Raw genomic sequence first — 20689 nt, forward strand, 5'->3', positions numbered from 1 at the left:
TTAACTTTTTTCACGTTTAGTTTTTTCAGGCTTAGACGCATGTTTGATGCCTTTCAGAAATAGGCAGACTCCGCCTTCCGCGTGATACCTCCCTCCCGGTTACGCCGTGCGCCGGAAGATTATCGGCAGGAGTTTTCAGTTCACCGCTTACCGAGACTGCGGATGCTTTTTCGGGCCGCCAACCCCGCCTCCCGGCCCTTGTCGCGGTTCCTACGCGCTCGCATTCACGAACGAAGAATGTGGGATAATCGGTCTCGCTATCTTTCAACGCACTCCAACGCATTCGAGGGCTCGGAATCCGACATGAGTCGGCAAGTTCGCCCGGTGACAGTCCGGTCTTGGCACGGGAGACCGGTAAACCGTGGGCGGGACTTTGTGGTTTATATTGCATACGGACTTTCCCGCTGCTAAGCAGTTCCTGCGTCAAGTCCCGCCAAGAACCTAGACGCGGAAACGAAAAAGCGCCCCGTTGCCGCGGGGCGTTTTCAGTTCTTCTTAGTCGTCGAGGTAGATTCCCCTGTGCGCGATGCGATGTTCTTCGCTCGTACTGCGCCTTTGTCGGGCTTGCATTTCACGATCGAGCGCAAGTCGATCGTATCGCACTGATCGGCCGAATTTTGTGAAAGTAAATCCGGTGCCGGAGACTCGATCTGATTTCAATTTTGATGGGGAAAGATTGACGTATGCAGCCGCCTCATGTGTGTCGAGCCAGCGTTTGCCTTGTTCCATTGGGTCCTCCGTTGTTCTACCAAGGCGCTAATGGCATACTGAGGTTTTGGTAGGTAATGGGGCTAGGCGGGTGTTACCTGAGATTTTTTTGTTTCTTAACTCGATAAAAGTCAGACTTTACCGAGCGAGGTTTCATTCCAAACCGTTCGGCTGCTTTAAGTATCGCGTTTGCCTCTGAGTTTCCTTCGTCAATCAGCTTATCGATGAAACGCCTGCGAAGCTTAGCGGGATGAAAAGCCAGCTTCTTCCTATTGTCTATCTCATCATCCGTAAGCAAGCCGAGACGCTTTCGGTTTGATTGCCTACTGACAATCGCTACCTCAAGAATCTCCGCTAGAGTATCACGGTCTGCCTCAGATAGTTCGGCATTCTCCCGAAGAAAGTTTGCCCAGTCTTTGAGAGTGAAGCGAGCCATTGTCTGCCTTACTTAAGCGCTCATCGCGTCCTCGATGCGCTTTGCGATAGTTTCAGAAGCAGCGCGTAACGGATCAGCGTCAATATGCGCATAGCGTTCGGTTGTCCGTGTTGTCGAGTGGCCAAGCAAGCCAGCAATCAAGCGCATGTGAGCGCCACTGGTAACGCCTACGGATGCATGAGTGTGGCGCAAGTCATGAAGGTGAACGTCCTCAAGTTTGGCGGATTTTCTGATTTTTCGCCATGCGCGCTGCATTGTCGGCAAATGGCTATTGGCGTTCTGGCCATTAAATACATAGGGGCTCTTGCTGCGTTCAAGTTCGCTGAGGACCGCTTTTGCTGGCGCATTTAAGGGAACGGTTCGCTTGCCCACTTTGGAATCCGGGAGTGCGATTTCAGATTTATTGAAATCAATCCAATCCCACTCAAGCGGCAGAATTTCTCCGACTCGCATACCCGTGAAAATCGCGAGCCGAATTGCTGCGGCCTCAGCAATTTGAACAGGATAGTTTTGCTGACGTGCTCGTTCCTCATATTCAGAAAGCGCCGCGCTCAAGCGCTGGAGCTCTTCGCCAGTTAGAAAACGCTCGATTGCATGCTCTTCGTAACGATCAATTCCTGAGACGGGATTTCTTTCGGGGCGTGGTGCTCCAGTCTTTTCTAGCCAGTTGAAAAATCCACTCAACAATTGAAGCACATTATTAGCCTGTCTCGGCGTTTCCCCCATCTCCCGATGAAGCGCTGATATGTCAGCCCGGCTGATATCGGTGACAAGCCGGTTTTTGAAACGGGGCAAAAAGAATAGCCGCGCCATGCGGTCATTCATCTTCGCTGTCAGGGGTTTCCAGCCTTTGCGTGCTGCACTGCCTTTCCTGCGCATCTGGCCGATTCGCTTTTGTTCGGCGGAATATTCTTCGAAAGCCGCGCCAAATGTCGGCGTTTCTTTCCTGCGATCGCGCATTTCCATAGGGTCGACCCCACGGTTGATTTCATCTCGTAGCTCTTTCGCCCTTCTGCGCGCCGTAGCGGGCGTCCAGCCGTCTTTCCCGTGCTCGCCGATGGTGTAGCGCCTCATGCGCCCACTGCGTCCCCCAAGGCGATATTGGAGCAAATAGACAAGTTTCCCGACAGGCGTGATCTTCAGGCCGAAACCTCGAATTTCATCGTCCCATACATATTCGTCGCGCGTGCCGGGTTTTTGGTCGTTGATTTTTGCTTTTGTGATCTTGGTGACGGGCATGGTTTCTTACTCCAGTAACAACCGAGTAAGCACCCCTTTAAGCACTTCGACAACCCTGAAGGAACGTCAGAGGTCAAAAACTCCGTAGAAACGTCACCCTATGAACCTCGAAGAACTTTCGAGAACTTCGAGATACGACGCATGATGAGGTTCCCAAGCTTAAGACGAGGGTTCGATTCCCTTCACCCGCTCCAGTTCGCCGCGGACCCGGTAAATTGACTTGGCAAACGCTTTCGGCCCGAACCGTATCGATTTGCTATTCAGGGCCGCAATAGGCTGAAGTTATCGAATCTGAATAAATTTGGTCAATACAGGATTGTTTTCTTATTCTAGAAATCAACGGTATCCTCCAGCGGCCTGTATGCCGGAATAGGGAACTCATTCACTACGGATAAAGTCTGTAATCTGATTTACTGAAATGCGATATGCGTTTCTTCTATAGCAGTAATGTAAAATTTGTCAGCCATAATATTATTACTCCGCTTACCGATAATATAAGCAATTTGTTTAAGCGGCGCGCCCATAATGCCTCTGTCAGACTCGGAGAACTTTTATGCGGCGCGACTTTTGTAATCACCAGCGGCGAAAGGCAAAGCGCGAAGCTTTCGCGCTGCGTTTAGAAAAAGACGTGTCCGGGTCGGCGGCCGTTGAATTCGCAATTATCGCGCCTGTCTTTTTGTTGATGGCGCTTGGGATGCTCGGTTTCGGAATTTATCTCGGCGCCCTGCATAGCGTGCGTCAACTGACATCAGATATTGCGCGCGCTTCGATTTCAGGTGTGTCGGAAGAGGAGCGCCGAATGATTGCAACGAATTTCGTGGCAAATAACATCGATAACTATGCATTTGTAAACGCGGAAAACCTTACTGTGGCGCTGTCGGACAACAAAGAGGCCGCCAATCAGTCTCTTGTCGAGGTGACTTACGACGCAAGTGATCTGCCAGTTTGGGGTTTGGCGGGGTTTGTTCCCATGCCGGGAAAAACAATTGTCGTCGCCGCGGCGATTACGAATGGCGGTTATGCACAATGACAATAAATAGCCGCAGCTTGATAATGTTTGTCACCGATAAGACAGGTTCGATCGCGCTGTTGTTCGCGATGTTCTTGCCAATTGCGATATTGTGCCTTGGGCTTGGCGTTGACTTGATGTTGTTGTTCACCGAACGCCGTAAGGCGCAGGGCGCTGCGGATATAGCGGCAATAGTAGCGGCCCAATCATCACAGAATCCGGAATCTGCAGCCCGGGAGATATTGTCCATCAACGGGTATGACGTGATCAGTTCTATTGAAATGGGACGGCTGGATGAAGATGAAAAGGCTAAGGCGATAACGACCAAAACAGAGTTCGAAGTTATCGCCGGTCGATACGCGCCTGACCCCGACATCAACTATAAAAAACGGTTCTCGCCCGGCCACACGCCATATAACGCAGCGCGCGTAAATGTTAAAAAGAAGGCAAAGTTTTATTTTCTCGACAAAATTATCGATGCGCCGAGAATTTCGATAAATGCGACAGCCAGCCGCCGAGCACTGGCTGCTTTTTCTGTAGGCTCCAGATTGGCCGCTGTTGACGATGGTTTATTGAATGAGTTGCTTGGCGCGCTCACGGGAACACAAATCTCTTTATCGGTTCTCGACTATGAATCGCTGATAAAAGCTGAAATCGAGGTCTTCGGGTTTATCAATGCCCTGGCCTCGCAAATGGATATCGAGGCAGGCGCTTATGACGATGTGTTGAAAAGCGACCCAACTTTTTCAGATATCGCAGCGGCTTTGCTTGAAATAAATGGAGAAGGCCATGTCTATTCCGCATTATTGGCGTTGTCATCTCACTTCGACAGCGCGGCAGGCAGCGTTGACCTGGAGAAAGTTTTTGACCTCGGTCCGGCTGGGGCGATTTCGCTGGGCGATCCGGTGGGGCCTGGTTTTCCCGCCTATGCGCGGCTGTTCGATGTAGTGCTTGCGAATGCCGTTGTCGCTGACGGCAACCGTCTGATCGAGGTTGATCTTGCGGCCTCGGCGCCGGGGCTCGCGTCACTGACGGCGGCTATTGAAATCGCCGAACCGATGCAATCCTCGCCGTGGTTCTCGCTTGGAGAAGCCGGCCAGACCATTTCCAACGTGCAGGCGAGAATATTCGTGGAAGCATCTGTCGGTGGAACCGGGCTGCTTTCTGGAACGACTGTCAGGCTGCCCTTTTATATGGAGCTGGCCAGAGCGCATGGCGCCTTAAGTACCGTCGAATGCCCCGGCGGACGAATTGAGAATATTACAGTGCGTTTAAAAGCCTCCTCGTCCATTGTCGATGCATGGATCGCAGATGTCGATGTATCGCCGGGTTACATTGGCGATAGTATTAAAGAAGCACACCTGGTTTCTGCGCCGGGGCTGTCGGTGATAGGTCAGGCGCATGCCGGAACTGAAACGCCCACGCCGGAGATATTGCAGTATTCATGGATTGATATTGCAAACGGGACTGTAAAAACTACGCGAACGAACGGAGCGGCAGACCTGCTGATCGAAAACCTTATAGAGGCGCTTGAGCTTGAAGTCAGCGCATTGGGTTTGGGTTTAGGCTCAGGCGCGTTTCAAAAAACCGCGCTGAATGAAGCATTGTCCGTACTGGCTGGGCCGATCGATGGCGTCGTGGATCAGCTTCTTGGAGCCCTTGGAATCAGTCTGGGCGAAGGCGATTTTCGCGTGAATGGCGCGAAATGCGACCACGCCGTTCTGGTTCAATGAATGCATTTCACAATATACAAATCGTATGCAGGGCGCCGCGCCTGATTTATAATGAAAGATACAGACCAAATAATATTTGTTTCTTATTAAGTAAAATGGACTACAGTGTTACGGTAGTTCTTTGCGTTTATACGCTAAACGAAGGCTGCACATCCCTTTCAGAATGATTGGGTCGGCGCGAAGATTTCGCTGCGCCGGCGGGTAATATTTCAATCTCATGCGTTTTATTGCTGGGTTCGATGAAAATCGACGCCTTTTTCAGAACGCAACTCGAAACAGGGATAGACGATGACGGAAAAACAACCGGGCGCCGGATTGGGCATCAAGTCAGTAAAAAACGCATTCAAAATTCTCGACACTGTTGCACGGCGTCCAGGTCCTGTATCTTTAAAGGAGATCAGTCTTGAGGCGGGGGTCTCTCCCAGTAAGGCGCACCGGTACCTTCAAAGTCTTTGCGCCTGCGGACTTTTAAGCCAGGCGAAAAAATCGGGAAATTACGATCTTGGCATGACGGCGATGCGCCTTGGCCTTACCGCCGTAAACCGGGTCGATATCATTAATCGCGCGGGGGAAGCGATCCCTATGCTGGCGCAAGCTTTAGATGTAGATGTTTGTCTAACCGTATGGAGCGATCTCGGACCAACCGTCGTCAGATTCGAACGATGTAAACACCCCTCTGCAGCAATGCTTGGGCCGGGTGTCGCTTTTCCGGTTTTATCGTCCGCCACTGGTCAGGTTTTTCTGGCCTTCGCAGAGACTGGTCTGGTTGAAGCGTTGAGAAAACGGGAAATTTCTCGCGCCGGTCCCGGCAACGAAATCAACGCGCTTGGTCTAGACCAGAAGCTCGCCGAAATCCGGGCGGCCGGATACGCGAAAAGCTCAGGCGTATTGTTACCCGGTCGCTATTGCTGTTCAGCGCCCATTATCTCGATTGATGATCATATCGTTGCCGCTGTGTCTATTATCTCTGCGCATGCTGGATTAATCGACCCGGGCGAAAAATATATTGAAAAGCTTATGGCTTTTTGCCGGAAATACTCGCTGCCTAAAAAAGGTTATCTTGAAGAAACGCTGATGGAACAGAAAATCGCAGTATAATATCGATAGCTTGTTAAAAAGCGTCTTTTAGCGCGCGCGTTTTCGCAAAAACCGAAACCGCATCCGCGCCGCTCAAATCAATTGCGTTTTGCAATGAGGGGTCTTCTGCGCGTAAAAACGGATTGGTCTCAAGCTCACGCGCAAGCGTGGTCGGCACGGTGGGCGTGTTTTGCGACCGCAGTTTTTTCACTTCTTCCATACGCTTTTTCAGGGCGGTGTTTTGCGGATCGACCGACAAGGCGAAAGCCGCGTTCGCCTGCGTATATTCATGCGCGCAATAAAGCTCGGTCTCAGGCGGCAGATCGGCAATCTTGTTTAAAGAGAGCCACATTTGTTCAGGGGTTCCTTCGAACAGGCGCCCGCATCCCATGGCGAAAATGGTATCGCCGACAAATGCGGCTCCGTCATCGGCAAAATGAAAGATGATATGGCCGAGCGTATGGCCCGGCGTGTCGTAAACTTTCGCGGCGGAATCGCCGAGCCTGACAATATCGCCGTCGCCGACTTTACGGTCGATGCCGGGTATGCGCGCCGCTTCCTCCCGGGGGCCAATGATTTCGCAATTCCATTTTTCCTTCAAAGCGAGATTTCCGCCAGCATGGTCCGGGTGGTGATGGGTGTTCAGTATATGCGTCAGCCGCCAGCCCGCCGCTTCCAGTTGCCGGTTTATCTCTTCAGCGTCGGGCGTATCGATCGTCGCCACAGCGCCGCATGCCTTATCGCGCACAAGAAAACCGTAATTATCTGACAGGCATGGGAATTGCCGAATTTCGATCGTCATATCTCACCTTTCGTGACTGGCTGGTCTGTTGTAATTGACCTGCGAACACGGCCGCGAGCATAACAAATAGGAACGCCAACACCAAAATTACAGTTAATCCGTAAAAACGCATGCGCACAGACATTCTGGAATATTTTGAATTCTACCAATCGCCGCTTGGCGTTGCAGCGTATGAGGCGGTTTCAGGCCGGCTGACGGAAGCCTGGGGCGACGTCACAGGGTTGACGATAGCCGGTTTCGGTTATGCAAATCCTTATCTCGAACTCTTCAAGGGGTCGGCGGGCCGCATCTCGCTCGCGCCCGGCGGACAGGGCGTTATTTCATGGCCGCGCAACGGCGCAAACGCAGCATGCCTTGCTGGAGAACAATCATGGCCGCTTCCGGACGCCAGCCTCGATCGTCTTTTAATTGTGCACGGGCTCGAAGAAGCTCCGGCGCCGCATCGGTTGATGCGCGAAGCCTGGCGTGTCCTTAAAGATGACGGGCGGGTGATCATTGTCGCTGCGCACCGCCGCGGCTTGTGGTCGGTCATCGACTCAACGCCATTTGCCGCAGGCAGACCTTATCTTAAAGGCCGTCTTGAACGGTTGCTGACGGACGCCATGTTTCGGCCGCGAAAATGGGATACGGCGCTGTTGTTTCCGCCCTTCCATTCAAAGTTGCTGCTAAGAGCCGCTGGCGCCTGGGAACGGGCCGGGGCGCGGCTCTGGCCTGGTCTTGGCGGCGTGTTGATGCTTGAGGCGGAAAAAGACATGCTGGCGCCTGTTGGCCTCGTGCGATCAGCCGGCGTCAAGGTCCGGCGCCCGTCCATGGCGGCGCCTCAGCCAACGCGCCGCAATCATGCGCGCAACATCGCACCCCGGGATTGAAGGTTGCGCGGATGCCGCCGCGCCCTTTATATCGCGCGCATGAATTGCGAAGAGACATTCTCATGACGCTTCCTGCGCCACGTCCCGGCATCATGGATATCAAGCCTTACGTCGCCGGCTCATCGACTGCGCCCGGCGCAAAAAAAATCTATAAACTATCTTCGAATGAATCGGCGCTTGGCATGAGCGAGAAAGCGCGTGCGGCCTATGAAGAAGCCGCAGCGTCCCTTCATCTTTATCCGGATGGCGGCGCCTCTGCATTGCGCGAAAAAATCGGCGAAATACACGGGCTTGATCCCTCGCAAATTGTTTGCGGCGCGGGCTCGGATGAATTATTGCAGCTTTTGACAAAAGCCTACGCCGGCGAGGGCGATAACATCATTCAGTCCGACCATGGCTTTCTTGTTTACAAGCTGGCCGCCTTGTCTTGCGGCGCCGACGCCAGATTTGCACCGGAAAAAAATTTGAAAGCTGATGTTGACGCGATGCTAGACCTTGTGGACGAACGCACGCGCATTGTCTTTCTCGCCAATCCGAACAATCCAACCGGGACGTACCTGCCAGAGAGCGAACTGCGCCGCCTGCGGGAAGAACTACGCGACGATGTATTGCTTGTCATTGATGCAGCCTATGCGGAATACATGGAAGAAAAAGACTATTCCGCAGGCGAACAGTTGGTCGATATGTTTGAAAATGTCGTCATGACGCGTACTTTTTCAAAAATATACGGACTGGCGGCTTTGCGGCTTGGTTGGGCGTATTGTCCCGCAGCCATCACCGATGTTTTGAACCGCATTCGCGGTCCTTTCAATGTCACGGCGCCAGCCCAGGCGGCAGGGCTCGCTGCTGCTGAGGATCAGGCGTTTGTTGAGAAAAATCGCGCCCACAACAGAGAAGAGCGTGATTATTTGCAACAGCAGCTTGGCGGGATGGGGCTTGAATACGTGCCGACCTACGGCAATTTTATTCTCGTGAAATTTCTCTCCGAAACGGGGCGCGACGCGGAGTGCGTTCGCGCGTATTTAAAAGAGGGCGGCGTCATCGTGCGAGAAATGCACGCCTACAAGCTTGATGAGTATCTCCGGGTTACTATTGGGCCGCGCGATGCAAACCGTAAATTCATAGAACTCTTGAATCAGAAATTTTCCCGTGACTGATCGAAAAAGCCAACAGAAGTTTGAATGCGCTTGCATAATCGGCGTCGGGCTCATTGGTTCGTCAATGGCGCTCGCCATGCGTCATCGCAGTCTCGCTAGAAAAATTATCGGCGTTGATCGCGATGAGAATGTCTTGGCGCGGGCGGAAAAACTCGGCGTTATCGATCAAAGCGAAACCTCGCTCGAAAAAGGCGCCGCCGGCGCAGACCTGATTATACTTTCAACCCCGGTCGGCGCGATGGCTGACGTTTGTGAAATGCTCAGCGACGCCGCGCCGGACGGGGCGCTCATCATTGATGTGGGATCGGTCAAGGGTGTAGTTGCCAAAGCAGGCGCCGCTTTGCCGGAACGTCTTCATTTCGTACCTTCCCACCCGGTGGCGGGCACGGAACAATCGGGTCCAGAGGCGGGCTTTGCAACGCTGTTTGAAAACCGCTGGTGCATTTTAACGCCGTTAGCGCGTAAAGACGAAGCGTACAAATCCGCCATCAATAAAGCAGAAGAATTATGGACTGGTGTCGGCGCGCTGGTCGAGGTGATGGACGCCGAACATCACGACCTGGCGCTCGCCGTGACGAGCCATTTGCCGCACCTCATTGCATTCACGCTGGTCGGCGCCGCCGACGATGTTGAGAGCGTCGCCCATGGCGAGGTGATCAAATATTCCGCCGGCGGTTTTCGTGACTTCACGCGCATCGCCGCGTCGGACCCCATTATGTGGCGTGATGTTTTCCTGAGCAACAAGGAAGCGGTGCTCGAAGTGCTGGGGCGATTTTCAGAAGAACTCGCCGTGATGCAGCGGGCGATCCGCTGGGGCGACGGCAAGGCGCTGGAAGATGCATTCGCGCGCGGGCGCGCGCTACGCCGCGCGATTGTCGACGCCGGCCAGGAAACGGAGAAACCCAATTTCGGCCGGGACAAGAAGCCCGAAAATTAGGGCGAATACTATCCAAATCTCTTCCGTGATGTCGCAAACTTTTGCCCGTGGACCATGTATTTTTATCGACAGCCCTTCTAGCTGCGCGAGATGCGGCGGCGCCGGGAACTGACTCTCATTTCATTTTGTTCTTTTTGCATCATCCGCCCCGCTCGAAAGGACTTACTAGATGGCCAGCGACAAAAGCGCACCGCCCACCACCACGGATGCCGGGATTCCGGTCCCGAGCGACGAACATTCCCTTACCGTCGGCCCTGACGGACCTATAGTGTTACATGATCATTATCTGCTTGAGCAGATGGCGAATTTCAATCGAGAGCGCATCCCTGAGCGTCAGCCGCACGCAAAAGGATCAGGCGCCTTCGGTTATTTCGAAGTCACCGAGGATGTCAGCAAGTACACTAAAGCCAAAGCCTTTCAGCCTGGCGCAAAAACCGATGTGGTAACCCGCTTTTCAACGGTCGCCGGCGAGCGCGGAAGCCCGGATACATGGCGCGACCCGCGCGGCTTTTCTGTCAAGATGTATACGGAAGACGGCAACTTCGACATGGTCGGAAATAACACGCCTGTGTTTTTCATTCGCGATCCATTAAAGTTTCAGCATTTCATCCGCTCGCAAAAGCGGCGCGCCGATAACGGATTGCGCGATCACGATATGCAATGGGATTTCTGGACTCTGAGTCCGGAAAGCGCGCATCAGGTAACAATTCTCATGGGCGATCGCGGCATACCGCGCACCTGGCGGCATATGAACGGCTATTCCAGCCACACCTACATGCTGATCAATGCGGCGGGCGAAAAATTCTGGGTGAAGTTCCACTGGAAGACCGATCAGGGCATTGAATTTTTCACGCAAGCCGAGGCTGATAAAATGGCGGGAGAAGACGGCGACTATCACCGCCGCGATCTATTTAATGCGATCCATGACGGCGACCATCCAAGCTGGACCTTGCGCTGGCAGATCATGCCTTATGAAGAGGCGAAGAGCTATCGCTTTAATCCGTTCGACCTCACCAAGGTCTGGCCGCATGCCGATTATCCGCCGATGGATGTTGGCAAACTAGTGCTCGACCGTAATCCGACTGACTTCCACACCGAGATCGAGCAGGCGGCGTTCGAGCCCAACAATATGGTTCAGGGCATCGGTCTGTCGCCGGATAAGATGCTGCTCGCACGCGGCTTTTCCTACGCGGACGCGCATCGCGCGCGGCTCGGCGTCAATTACAAGCAGATCCCTGTAAACAAGCCGCAATGCCCCGTTCACAGCTATAGTAAAGATGGGGCTGCGCGCACCGAAAATGTCTGCGATCCTGTCTATGCGCCAAACTCGTATGGCGGACCGGTGGCGCGCGATCCTGGCGGCGAGGCGGGATTGTGGCACGCCGACGGCGACATGGTGCGAAAGGCTTATACGCTGCGTGAAGATGATGATGATTTTTCACAGCCCCGCGCGCTCGTTCGCGAGGTGATGGATGAGGCCGCGCGCAGTCGCCTTGTCAACAATATTGCGGGCCATCTTAGCGACGGCGTCAGCGAGCCGATCCTTAAGCGCGCTTTCGACTATTGGCGCGCGATCGACAAGGAGACCGGCGACAAGGTTGAAAAAGCCGTGCGCGATAAAATCGGCGGCGAGTCCAAATCGCCTGGTCTCGCCTCGGCGCGATCAATCAGCATGAAACCGGCGGGGCAGTAAGAAGTTGATGGGGTTAGAGGGTCCAGTTCACGGGCGCCGCGAAGGATGTGTGGTATAGATCATGAAGGCGGGTTATTCGCGCTTACACGACCTCCGCCTTAAGCCTCTTCCTCATCCAGTGTGACTTCGTGCCCCCACAAGGTTTCAATGTGGGTGAGGACCGCGTCCTTGGTTTTGTTGCTCAGTGTCCTGCCATTATGGATCGTATGGCGCAACTTTAGCTCGCGGTCGCCTTCCAGATTGGCGCCCACCACCTGAATGTTGGGCTCGTGCATGCCGAGATCATACATGGAGGCGAGTTGCGCTTTCACGCGCCGAAAGCCACGGTCGTCATGGATAGCGGAGATTTCCACGTGGCTCTCGTCTGAATTGTCGGCCAGCGCAAACAGGCGGAAATCACGCATCACCTTTGGCGAGAGATACTGCAGGATAAAGCTTTCATCGCGGAAATTCGCCCAGGCGTCTTTCAATATTTCGCGCCATGCGTTCGTTCCGGCAATTTCCGGGAACCATTCGCGATCTTCCGGCGCCGGATCCTCGCAGATACGCTTGATATCTTCCATCATCGCGAAACCCAGCGCATACGGATTAATGCCTGAATAGCGCGGATCGTCGAATTCAGGCTGGAAGACGACCGAGGAATGCGAGTGCAAAAACTCCATGATTGCGCCTTCGGAAATCTGTCCGCGATTGTAAAGCGCATTCATGATATAATGGTGGACAAAGGTGGCGCAGCCCTCGTTCATCACTTTCGTCTGTTTTTGCGGGTAGAAATATTGCGCGTTATTGCGCACGATGCGTACCAGTTCGCGCTGCCATGGCCGCAATACCGGCGATGCCTTCTCGATGAAATAAAGAAGGTTTTCTTCCGGCAGCTTGATGTTGCGAACTTCCGCCTGGCGCTCTTCCTTTTCCTCGTCCGCCTCATCCGTGTTCGGCAGGGTGCGCCAGATATCGTTGAAGTTGACTTCCTCGTGACGAATGCGCGCGGCGATTTTGGCGAGCCGGTCTTCTTCCGACAGGCGCGGCGGGCGGTTATAACGGAAAACGCCCTGATCCATGAGCGCGTGCGCGGCGTCTAAAACGGATTCGACTTCTTCAAAACCGTATTCGTCTTCGCATTTTGCGATATATTTTTTGGCGAAGTCGAGATAGGAGAGAATGCCGTCTGCGTCCGTCCACTGACGGAACAAATAATTGTTCTTGAAAAAGTGGTTATGCCCGAACGAGGCGTGCGCCATGACCAGCGCCTGCATGGTCATGGTGTTTTCTTCCATGAGGTAGGCGATGCACGGGTTCGAGTTGATGACGATCTCATAGGCGAGGCCGGACCAGCCCTTCTGATAGCTCATCTGATCGCGGGCGAAATGCTTGCCGAACGACCAGTGCTTGTACATCAGCGGCATGCCGTGGCTGGAATAGGCGTCGAGCATCTGTTCCGACGAGATGATCTCGATCTGGTTCGGATAGACATCGAGGCCGAGATCATTCAGCCCAATGTCCTCAATCGCGTCATAGGCGCGCTTTAACGTATCGAAGTCCCAGTCGGCTTCGGAATAGAGGAGGGGAGATTTTTCGAGGGTTTCAGACATGGTCAGCGCTGCTTTGAGAAAGTTGCCATAAAGTGAACAGAACTATTGGGAACCCTAGCGCTGGCAACAATACAAAAGAAAAAACCCAAGCACCAACGCCGATTTCTGAATCCAGTTTGAAAAGACGCAAAACGTCGTCCGTAAGAGAAACTCCTGCAATCGAAAGAATTGGGATAATCTGTATGCCTGTTAGGATGACTCCTAAAGTTATTAATATTGGAAAGACAAACTTGAAAATAGGCCGCAGGTTAGAGCCGCCAACGCGTCTATTAGCGTTGAATGCGGCTATGCCCATCCACCGGTAGATGATTACAGCAATCGCAAGCCAAGTCGCATAAACAAAGTTACCAATCACGCCGCCTCCTTCGCATTCTTAGCGAAAAGCTCGCGGAAGACGGGGAAGATGTCCTGCGGCCTTGCAATGCGCGTTTGCGCAAAGTTCGGCCAGGCCGGAGCGAACGTGCGGTAGGCGCGCCAGAGTTCCGCGCCGCTATCGGCGTCTGAAAAGACTTCCAGTTCGCGTTCGTCAAGAATTTCAATATACGCGTAATACTGTGAAATCGGCATCACCGCCTCGTTCAGCATTTCAACGCAGCGCTTGGCGTCGCCCGACTGCGTGAACCCGTCGCTGGCCTGCGCCACATAGATGTTCCATTCATGGGCCGGGAAGCGGTCTTTTTGCACTTCCAGCATTTTTTCAAGCGCGGTCGAGACCACCGTGCCGCCGGACTGGCGCGAATAGAAAAAGGTTTCCTCGTCCACTTCTTCCGCGTGGTGCGTGTGGCGGATGAAAACCACCTCCACGCGCTCATAGCGGCGCTTCAAGAACAGATAGAGCAGCATGTAAAATCGTTTCGCTAGGTCTTTTTCGCGCTCGCCCATGGAGCCTGAAACATCCATCAGGCAGAACATGACAGCGGCGGTCGTCTCCACCGGCGTCGGCTCATAGGCGTTGAAACGCAAATCGAGCGGATCGATAAACGGTGTAAAGCGGCGTCGCTGCTCCATCGCTTCGAGCTTAGCGATTATGTCTTTAATTTCGGCGATCTGGTCTTCATTCGGCTGCGAGATGCGCTCAAGTTCAAAAAGACGTTCTTTCAACTCATTCATTACGCGCGTTGACGGGCGCTTCAGCGCGAGGCGCCGCCCGTGCGCGTTGCGCATGGTGCGGATCAAATTCATGTTGGTGGGCGAGCCGGCAACCGTTATCCCTGCGCGTTTGTAGGCGTATGCCTTTATCTCCTTCAACGACCGTTTGACGAGGTTCGGCAGCTCCAGATCCTCAAAGAAGATATCGAGAAACTCTTCCTGCGTCAGCGTGAACTGAAATGAATCCTCGCCGTCGCCGGAGTCGCTCGCTTCCTTGCCCTTGCCGCGCCCGGCGCCCTTGGGCGGCTTCTTGATCTTGTCGCCGGCGGTAAATTCCTTGTTGCCGGGGTGGACAATCTCGCGCTCGCCCTTTTCCCGGTCGTGCGTAAACCGCGGCTCGGCGGTGGACTTCGACGGGATCGAGATTTTCTCGCCCTTGTCGAGCTCCTTCATGGACCGCTCGCGCAAGGACTTGTTCACCGCTTCCTTAATCTGCGTTTTCGCGCGTTTCAGGAAGCGCTGACGGTTGCCCAAGGATTTGCCCTTGGGGTTCTTGCGCCGGTCGATGAAGTGGAATGAGTTCATATGAGTTTGTAGTTTGTAGGTGGCAGGTTGTAGGGGGTTTGTTCGAACAACCTACACACTACAACCTACAACCCCTTACCCCGCCTTGTTAACGCGCATATACCATTCGACCAGCCTGCGGACCTGACGCGACGTGTAGCCCCGTTCGGTCATGCGGCTGACGAAGTTTTCGTGCTTCTGCTCGGTGTCGCTGTCCTTCTTTGAGTCGAAGGATATCACCGGAAGCAGGTCCTCGACCTGTGAGAACATGCGTTTTTCAATGACATTGCGCAGTTTCTCGTAGGAAGTCCATTTCGGGTTCATGCCTTCATTGTTCGCGCGCGCGCGAAGGGCAAATTTAACGACCTCGTTGCGGAAGTCCTTCGGGTTTGCGATGCCCGCCGGCTTTTCGATTTTTGAAAGCTCCTGATCGAGAGTCGCCCGGTCCAGGAGCTGGCCGGTGTCGGCGTCCTTGAAGTCCTGGTCCTCGATCCAGGCGTCGGCGTACGCGATGTAACGGTCAAATAGATTCTGACCGTATTCAGCATAGCTTTCCAGATAGGCTTTCTGAATTTCCTTGCCGATAAATTCCGCATAGCGGCTCGAGAGTTCCGACTTGATGAAATCGAGATACTGTTTCTCGGTTTCGTCCGGATACTGCTCACGCTTGATCGCCTGTTCCAGCACATACATGAGATGCACAGGATCGGCGGCCACCTCATCGGTGTCGAAGTTAAACGTTTCCGACAGGACTTTGTAGGCGAAGCGGGTGGAGATGCCGTCCATGCCCTCGTCGATGCCTGCGGCGTCTTTGTATTCCTGCAGCGTTTTTGCTTTCGGGTCCGTGTCCTTCAGTTTCTCGCCGTCATAGACGCGCAGCTTCGAGTAAAGATTAGAGTTTTCATGCTCGCGCAAGCGCGTCAGCACGGAGAATCGGGCAAGCAGGTCAAGCGTTTCCGGCGCGCAATTGGCGTTTGCAAGCTCGGAATGGGCGAGCAGTTTGTCGTAGATTTTCTGCTCTTCCGTAACGCGCAGGCAGTAGGGCACCTTGATCACATTGATCCGATCAAGAAACGCCTCGTTATTTTTGTTGTTACGGAACTGCTGCCATTCGCTTTCGTTCGAGTGCGCAAGGATTACCCCCTGAAACGGAATGGGTCCGAGTGCTTCTGTACCCACATAATTGCCTTCCTGCGTTGCGGTCAGGAGGGGGTGCAGCACCTTGATCGGCGCTTTGAACATTTCGACAAATTCCAGAAGACCCTGGTTCGACCGGCAAAGACCGCCCGAGTAGGAATAGGCGTCGCTGTCGTCCTGGCTGAAATGTTCAAGCTTGCGGATATCGACTTTGCCGACCAGCGCTGAAATGTCTTGATTGTTCTCGTCGCCAGGCTCGGTTTTTGAAACAGCGATCTGGCGCAATTTTGAGGGGAACATGCGCACGACTTCGAATTTCGAAATGTCGCCGCCGAATTCGTCGAGGCGCTTGACGGCCCACGGACTCATAAGCCCCTCAAGGCGCCGGCGCTCAATACCGTATTTTTCCTCCAGCAGGCTCTTCAATTCCTCGGATTGAAACAGGCCGAGCGGGCTTTCAAACACGGGTGAAATTTCGTCGCCCGCTTTCAGAACGTAGATGGGGTATTGCTCCATCAAATCCTTGAGACGTTCTGCTAAAGAAGATTTGCCGCCGCCCACAGGGCCAAGCAGGTAAATGATCTGCCGCTTTTCTTCGAGACCTTGCGCTGCGTGGCGGAAGAACGAGACGATCCGCTCAATCGTGTCTTCCATCCCGTAAAAGCCCTTGAAAGCTTTATAGCGGCGGATGGTCCGATTGAAAAAGATGCGCGCAAGACGCGGATCTTTCGACGTATCGACCATTTCCGGTTCGCCAATCGCCTTGACCATGCGTTCAGCCGGCGATGCATAAAGCATAGAATCATCGCGCGCTGCGAGCAGATAATCGCGCAGGCTCATCGCTTCCTGTTTAACTTTAGAATAATTTTCCGAAAACACGTCGAAGACGTCGAGATTTTGGTCAGTCATTGTCGCACGCTCACTTTTATACGCGCCCGCCCTGGGCGTTCCCCGATTGTTGAAACAAAAAGAGCGCTCGGCTGATCGCCGGCGCTCCCCACTTTGCCCCCGCCAGACACACCGCTTATGGCGGTTAATCTGCTGAATGCCTGATCATAAAACAGTGTTTTTCGCATTACCTTATTGATATGGAGCGCAGAAAAAACGCTGCAAGGTTTTTTAAACCCTGTTTTTATCGCTTCTTCGTGAGTGCCGCTCGACATGCCGAAATCCGTTACCAGGTGCTTTGCAGAGTTACTCCTGCGCTATTCTTCACCGAAAACCCCACTCTTTTTGCTGCTGAAAAGCGCGCAAAATAAGGTTAACCGAAAGGCCCCTAACATTTCGTTTCGTATTTTTAGTTATGGTTGAATAATATAACATCGATTCTGGCGGGACGCGACAGTAAAATTTGTCCGGGCACCGCCTAATTGTCGCCTTAATTGAAATCGGCGAACCGCGCTTGACGTTCTTAATGGAATGTTCTGCCAAAACTTGCGCAGATCAACGCATTGGGTTTGAAACCATTAGCGGTTTCCGCCAGTGGCTGCCAAATTTTTATCGTGCGTCAAGAAATGTTTATAAATAAACAAGAAACCTCGCGGTGGGGCCGTTTATTCCTCGCGCGCGTCTGATGAAAGCAGGTCGTCTTCTGCGCTTAGAATGCGTTCTTCCTCGACTTTTTCAAGGATATGCCTGTCCGGCGCTGTGTCGATGCTAACGCTGTCAAGGTTTTCCGCGCGACGTTTTCGTTTGGGTTTTTCCGCTACCGGTTGCCGGGTAGGCGCTCTTAGAGTGTCAACATTTTCAGACGTTAATTGCAATGGCGGTATCGTCTTGTCGAAGCGAAGCCGGTAAATCGGTTCCGGTAAGGCGAACCCATATTCTTCCAGTGCATCTTTCGCCGCCGCTAGGGCTACGCTGCGCGCTTTGGGAAAATCAGTTTTGCGCTGATCGATCCAACCGGTGAAACAAATAACGATGTTTGAATCGCCAACGTCTTCGATGCAGCCATTTGGCGGCGGATCGTTCAGGATGAAATCAAGCGTTTTCATCGCGTCAACGCCCACATCAATGGCGCTGATCGGGTCGTCATCGGCGTCAACTCCGAGCGCAAATGCAAACCGCCTTTCAGGATTGCGCGTATAATTCAATATAATTGCTTTAAAAACCGCCGCATTCGGAATGCGCAGATGATTTCCATCAAGCGTCATCAATATTGTCGCGCGCGATGTCAGGCGAATGACATGCCCTTCCTTTTCGTCGATTACAACGTGGTCGTTTGGCCGGAAAGGCTGACGCAGGGAAAGCATGATAGAGGCGATATAATTTTCAATCGTATCCCGGACCGCGAAACCGATCGCGAGGCCGATGACGCCCGCTGCGCCGAGAAATGCGCCTAAAAGCGCTGTTGCATCAAGAAGGCTCAAAGCGGCGACGGCGCCGAGGATCAGGAAGGCAACGCGAAATGAGGATGCGGCAAGTTCAGCGATAAAAGGGTTAGGCGTGACGCGCCGCCAGAACGCCAACCATGTGGATAAAACCCAGCCGAGAACGGTAATCGCCACGAACACGAGCACAGCAAGGAACAGCAAAGGCAACGAACGATAGACATCCCGAAGCGTCTTTTCTATCTGGCCGATAGTGGGCGTTACGCGGGTTGAAACCGATACATCGCGAGAAATTTCGTTTTCTACTGTGACAACACCGTTAATCCGTCCCGCGATCGTTTCCGCCCTCAGCGCGGCTTCAGCCGATGCTGTCTCGCCTGAAAGCGTAACGACGCCCGCTGAGACCGTGGCGGTTACACCCTCAAGCGACTCAATCTCGGCGAAAATATCGCGAATACGCGCGGCGATTTCCGCGTCGCTAGCGCCCGGCGGAGCCGTTTCGATAACAGGATCGGGATCTGGCGCTGATTGCGGTTGCGCCTGCGACGGGGCGGCGGCAAACAGGAGCATCGCGGCTAACAATGCAAATGTTATCTGAAAAATGGCCATTGCCCGGCAAACACCGCCAAACTTGGATTGGTTTCCGGCGAGCCTAACGGGCGAGTGCGTCATCGATGAGTTTCGCTGTGGCGCCGGCCCCGTAGATTTTCACGAACGGGCCCATGCGCGGACCCTGTTCCTGACCGAACACGACTTCATAAAGCCCTTTGAACCAGTCGCGAATATTTTCGAATTCCTGAGACTTTCCGGCGTCGAATACGGCAGTCTGATATTCATCCTCGGTTCCGCTTTCGCCAATGTCTTTTAGGCGGGCGGAGAGCATTTGCAGCGCCGCGCGCTCTTTGTCGCTTGGCGCGCGATATTTTTTGTTCGGTTTTAGAAAAGCTTCGAAATAACGGCCAGCGTATATTATCAGCGCCGCCGCTGCCGCGCGCTCTTCGTCGGATGCATTCGGACGGTATTTTTTGATAAAACCGCGCAGAACGTCTTCATCGGCGCCGCCAGTGGCGTTGACGAGATTGAGGAGCATAGCGAAATTGACCGGCGGCGACACGGTCGGCGGTTTGCCTTCGTGAATGTGCCACACCGGATTATCCAGCGCCTTTGCGCCGGCGTGACCTTCGTATTTTTCAAGATGTGACCAATATTCGTCAGCGACTTTCGGTATGACGTCGAAATAAAGCTTTTTCGCAGCCTTCGGATTCTGAAACATGTAAAGCGCAAGACTTTGCGGCGAAGCGTAGGTCAGCCATTCGTCAATGGCGATGCCATTGCCTTTTGTTTTGGAAATTTTCTTACCCTCTTCATCGAGGAATAACTGATAATTGAAACCAGCGGGCGGTTCGCCCCCCAACGCTTTAACGATGCGATTCGAAAGGCGGACGGATTCAGTCAAATCCTCGCCCGACATTTCATAATCGACGCCCAGCGCGAACCAGCGGCCCGCCCAGTCGGCTTTCCATTGCAGCTTCGTCGCCCCGCCGCCGACGAAAGTTTTCACTTTTTCGCCGTTTTCGTCTTCAAAAACGACCTCGCCTTTTGCAGCGTCAATCTCCAGCATGGGTACGTATAGTACGCGGCCAGTAGAAGGCGAAACCGGAAGAATTGGCGAATAGCTGGCGCGCCGTTCTTCGCCGAGCGTGGGCAGGATGATATCCATGACGGCGTCGTAACGTTCCAGCACGCGAGTCAATGTATCGTCGAACTGTCCGGATCTATAACACTCCGTAGACGACATAAATTCATAGTCGAAACCAAAATCGTCAAGGAATGAGCGCAGCTTGGCGTTGTTATGATGGGCAAAGCTTTCATGACATTCCCACGGGTCTGGCGCGTCGGTCAGCGGCTTTTGCAGATAGCCGTGAAGCAATTCCTGGTTAGGCACCTGTGGCGGTACTTTGCGCATACCGTCCATATCGTCGGAAAACGCGATCAGACGCGTTTCGCGGCCTGTCAGCAGTTCAAACGCCCGGCGCACCATGGTCGTTCGGGCGACTTCGCCGAACGTGCCGATATGCGGCGGGCCGGATGGGCCATAACCGGTTTCAAAAACCACCGGCCCGTCCTTGCCGACGCGCTCAAGCCGTTTCATCAACCCCTTCGCTTCCTGAAATGGCCAGGTCTTGGCGGAAGCGGCGTCTTCAGCGGTGAAATTCTTGATCTGTAAGGCGGTCATTTGGCGGTTTCCGAACGTCATTCGAACGGCAGAGGTTTAACGTCAGCGGGATTAAGGTCAATTGATAATGAGGGTCGTTGC

Annotated in this window: 18 protein-coding genes; 7 read left to right on the top strand and 11 right to left on the bottom strand. The window is 53.6% G+C overall.

Features of this window, described 5'->3' with window-relative positions:
- Positions 1–495: 495 nt before the first annotated feature.
- The 3 genes from ACQK2Q_RS16500 to ACQK2Q_RS16510 form a co-directional block, all read right to left on the bottom strand.
- A complete protein-coding gene (locus ACQK2Q_RS16500; RefSeq protein WP_425410840.1) occupies positions 496–729 on the bottom strand; it encodes a DNA-binding protein in 234 nt (77 codons plus the stop codon).
- 73 nt (positions 730–802) lie between these two features.
- The gene (locus ACQK2Q_RS16505; protein WP_425410841.1) at positions 803–1144 is read right to left on the bottom strand and encodes a hypothetical protein; all 342 of its coding nucleotides are present in this window, start codon (positions 1142–1144) and stop codon (positions 803–805) included.
- A 12-nt stretch (positions 1145–1156) separates the two neighbouring features.
- Entirely contained in the window at positions 1157–2383 is a 1227-nt protein-coding gene (locus ACQK2Q_RS16510; protein ID WP_425410842.1) for a tyrosine-type recombinase/integrase, read from the bottom strand.
- A 553-nt stretch (positions 2384–2936) separates the two neighbouring features.
- On the opposite strand from ACQK2Q_RS16510, the gene ACQK2Q_RS16515 reads away from it, so the two are divergent.
- The 3 genes from ACQK2Q_RS16515 to ACQK2Q_RS16525 all read left to right on the top strand — a co-directional run bounded on the left by ACQK2Q_RS16515 (position 2937) and on the right by ACQK2Q_RS16525 (position 6223).
- The gene (locus ACQK2Q_RS16515) at positions 2937–3413 is read left to right on the top strand and encodes a TadE/TadG family type IV pilus assembly protein (RefSeq protein ID WP_425410843.1); all 477 of its coding nucleotides are present in this window, start codon (positions 2937–2939) and stop codon (positions 3411–3413) included.
- A 23-nt stretch (positions 3414–3436) separates the two neighbouring features.
- Complete coding sequence (locus ACQK2Q_RS16520) at positions 3437–5125, top strand: pilus assembly protein TadG-related protein (RefSeq protein ID WP_425410844.1); 1689 nt, start codon at positions 3437–3439, stop codon at positions 5123–5125.
- Positions 5126–5413: 288 nt separating this feature from the next.
- Positions 5414–6223, top strand: a complete 810-nt coding sequence (locus tag ACQK2Q_RS16525) for an IclR family transcriptional regulator (protein ID WP_425410845.1) — start codon at positions 5414–5416, stop codon at positions 6221–6223.
- Positions 6224–6236: 13 nt separating this feature from the next.
- Here the strand turns inward: ACQK2Q_RS16525 and gloB are convergent, their stop codons facing one another.
- A complete protein-coding gene (gloB, locus tag ACQK2Q_RS16530; RefSeq protein ID WP_425410846.1) occupies positions 6237–7004 on the bottom strand; it encodes a hydroxyacylglutathione hydrolase in 768 nt (255 codons plus the stop codon).
- A gap of 110 nt (positions 7005–7114) precedes the next feature.
- Here gloB and ACQK2Q_RS16535 point away from each other — a divergent pair, with 110 nt between their 5' ends.
- The 4 genes from ACQK2Q_RS16535 to ACQK2Q_RS16550 all read left to right on the top strand — a co-directional run bounded on the left by ACQK2Q_RS16535 (position 7115) and on the right by ACQK2Q_RS16550 (position 11660).
- On the top strand, positions 7115–7873 hold the full coding sequence (locus ACQK2Q_RS16535) for a class I SAM-dependent methyltransferase (RefSeq protein WP_425410847.1): 759 nt from the start codon (positions 7115–7117) through the stop codon (positions 7871–7873).
- Positions 7874–7935: 62 nt separating this feature from the next.
- Positions 7936–9030: a histidinol-phosphate transaminase gene (gene hisC / locus ACQK2Q_RS16540; RefSeq protein ID WP_425410848.1), complete on the top strand. Its 1095-nt coding sequence runs from the start codon at positions 7936–7938 to the stop codon at positions 9028–9030.
- Positions 9023–9967 (top strand): prephenate/arogenate dehydrogenase family protein, encoded by a 945-nt coding sequence (locus ACQK2Q_RS16545; RefSeq protein ID WP_425410849.1) that lies wholly within the window; start codon positions 9023–9025, stop codon positions 9965–9967. The genes hisC and ACQK2Q_RS16545 overlap by 8 nt, the downstream gene beginning before the upstream one ends.
- 169 nt (positions 9968–10136) lie before the next feature.
- Entirely contained in the window at positions 10137–11660 is a 1524-nt protein-coding gene (locus tag ACQK2Q_RS16550; RefSeq protein WP_425410850.1) for a catalase, read from the top strand.
- 98 nt (positions 11661–11758) lie between these two features.
- Here the strand turns inward: ACQK2Q_RS16550 and ACQK2Q_RS16555 are convergent, their stop codons facing one another.
- The 7 genes from ACQK2Q_RS16555 to ACQK2Q_RS16585 form a co-directional block, all read right to left on the bottom strand.
- On the bottom strand, positions 11759–13252 hold the full coding sequence (locus ACQK2Q_RS16555; RefSeq protein ID WP_425410851.1) for a SpoVR family protein: 1494 nt from the start codon (positions 13250–13252) through the stop codon (positions 11759–11761).
- A complete protein-coding gene (locus ACQK2Q_RS16560; RefSeq protein WP_425410852.1) occupies positions 13245–13607 on the bottom strand; it encodes a hypothetical protein in 363 nt (120 codons plus the stop codon). Before ACQK2Q_RS16560 ends, ACQK2Q_RS16555 begins: the two co-directional genes overlap by 8 nt.
- Positions 13604–14926: a YeaH/YhbH family protein gene (locus tag ACQK2Q_RS16565; protein ID WP_425410853.1), complete on the bottom strand. Its 1323-nt coding sequence runs from the start codon at positions 14924–14926 to the stop codon at positions 13604–13606. The genes ACQK2Q_RS16560 and ACQK2Q_RS16565 overlap by 4 nt, the downstream gene beginning before the upstream one ends.
- Positions 14927–15001: 75 nt before the next feature.
- Positions 15002–16951, bottom strand: a complete 1950-nt coding sequence (locus ACQK2Q_RS16570) for a PrkA family serine protein kinase (protein ID WP_425410854.1) — start codon at positions 16949–16951, stop codon at positions 15002–15004.
- Entirely contained in the window at positions 16948–17205 is a 258-nt protein-coding gene (locus ACQK2Q_RS16575) for a hypothetical protein (protein ID WP_425410855.1), read from the bottom strand. The genes ACQK2Q_RS16570 and ACQK2Q_RS16575 overlap by 4 nt, the downstream gene beginning before the upstream one ends.
- Positions 17206–17595: 390 nt before the next feature.
- Positions 17596–18981, bottom strand: coding sequence for a mechanosensitive ion channel domain-containing protein (locus ACQK2Q_RS16580; RefSeq protein WP_425410856.1), 1386 nt, complete (start codon positions 18979–18981; stop codon positions 17596–17598).
- Positions 18982–19024: 43 nt separating this feature from the next.
- Entirely contained in the window at positions 19025–20608 is a 1584-nt protein-coding gene (locus ACQK2Q_RS16585; RefSeq protein WP_425410857.1) for a lysine--tRNA ligase, read from the bottom strand.
- Positions 20609–20689: the final 81 nt, after the last annotated feature.

Origin of the sequence: Hyphococcus sp. (assembly GCF_965228385.1) — a bacterium.
Classification (GTDB): domain Bacteria; phylum Pseudomonadota; class Alphaproteobacteria; order Caulobacterales; family Parvularculaceae; genus Hyphococcus.

Coding starts and splice junctions, on each gene's coding strand:
- hisC (WP_425410848.1), top strand. CDS start 7,936: ATGACGCTTCCTGCGCCACGTCCCGGCATCATGGATATCAAGCCTTAC.
- ACQK2Q_RS16555 (WP_425410851.1), bottom strand. CDS start 13,252: ATGTCTGAAACCCTCGAAAAATCTCCCCTCCTCTATTCCGAAGCCGAC.
- ACQK2Q_RS16525 (WP_425410845.1), top strand. CDS start 5,414: ATGACGGAAAAACAACCGGGCGCCGGATTGGGCATCAAGTCAGTAAAA.
- ACQK2Q_RS16575 (WP_425410855.1), bottom strand. CDS start 17,205: ATGTCGAGCGGCACTCACGAAGAAGCGATAAAAACAGGGTTTAAAAAA.
- ACQK2Q_RS16570 (WP_425410854.1), bottom strand. CDS start 16,951: ATGACTGACCAAAATCTCGACGTCTTCGACGTGTTTTCGGAAAATTAT.
- ACQK2Q_RS16510 (WP_425410842.1), bottom strand. CDS start 2,383: ATGCCCGTCACCAAGATCACAAAAGCAAAAATCAACGACCAAAAACCC.
- ACQK2Q_RS16520 (WP_425410844.1), top strand. CDS start 3,437: ATGTTTGTCACCGATAAGACAGGTTCGATCGCGCTGTTGTTCGCGATG.
- gloB (WP_425410846.1), bottom strand. CDS start 7,004: ATGACGATCGAAATTCGGCAATTCCCATGCCTGTCAGATAATTACGGT.
- ACQK2Q_RS16580 (WP_425410856.1), bottom strand. CDS start 18,981: ATGGCCATTTTTCAGATAACATTTGCATTGTTAGCCGCGATGCTCCTG.
- ACQK2Q_RS16515 (WP_425410843.1), top strand. CDS start 2,937: ATGCGGCGCGACTTTTGTAATCACCAGCGGCGAAAGGCAAAGCGCGAA.
- ACQK2Q_RS16585 (WP_425410857.1), bottom strand. CDS start 20,608: ATGACCGCCTTACAGATCAAGAATTTCACCGCTGAAGACGCCGCTTCC.
- ACQK2Q_RS16550 (WP_425410850.1), top strand. CDS start 10,137: ATGGCCAGCGACAAAAGCGCACCGCCCACCACCACGGATGCCGGGATT.
- ACQK2Q_RS16500 (WP_425410840.1), bottom strand. CDS start 729: ATGGAACAAGGCAAACGCTGGCTCGACACACATGAGGCGGCTGCATAC.
- ACQK2Q_RS16505 (WP_425410841.1), bottom strand. CDS start 1,144: ATGGCTCGCTTCACTCTCAAAGACTGGGCAAACTTTCTTCGGGAGAAT.
- ACQK2Q_RS16565 (WP_425410853.1), bottom strand. CDS start 14,926: ATGAACTCATTCCACTTCATCGACCGGCGCAAGAACCCCAAGGGCAAA.
- ACQK2Q_RS16535 (WP_425410847.1), top strand. CDS start 7,115: ATGCGCACAGACATTCTGGAATATTTTGAATTCTACCAATCGCCGCTT.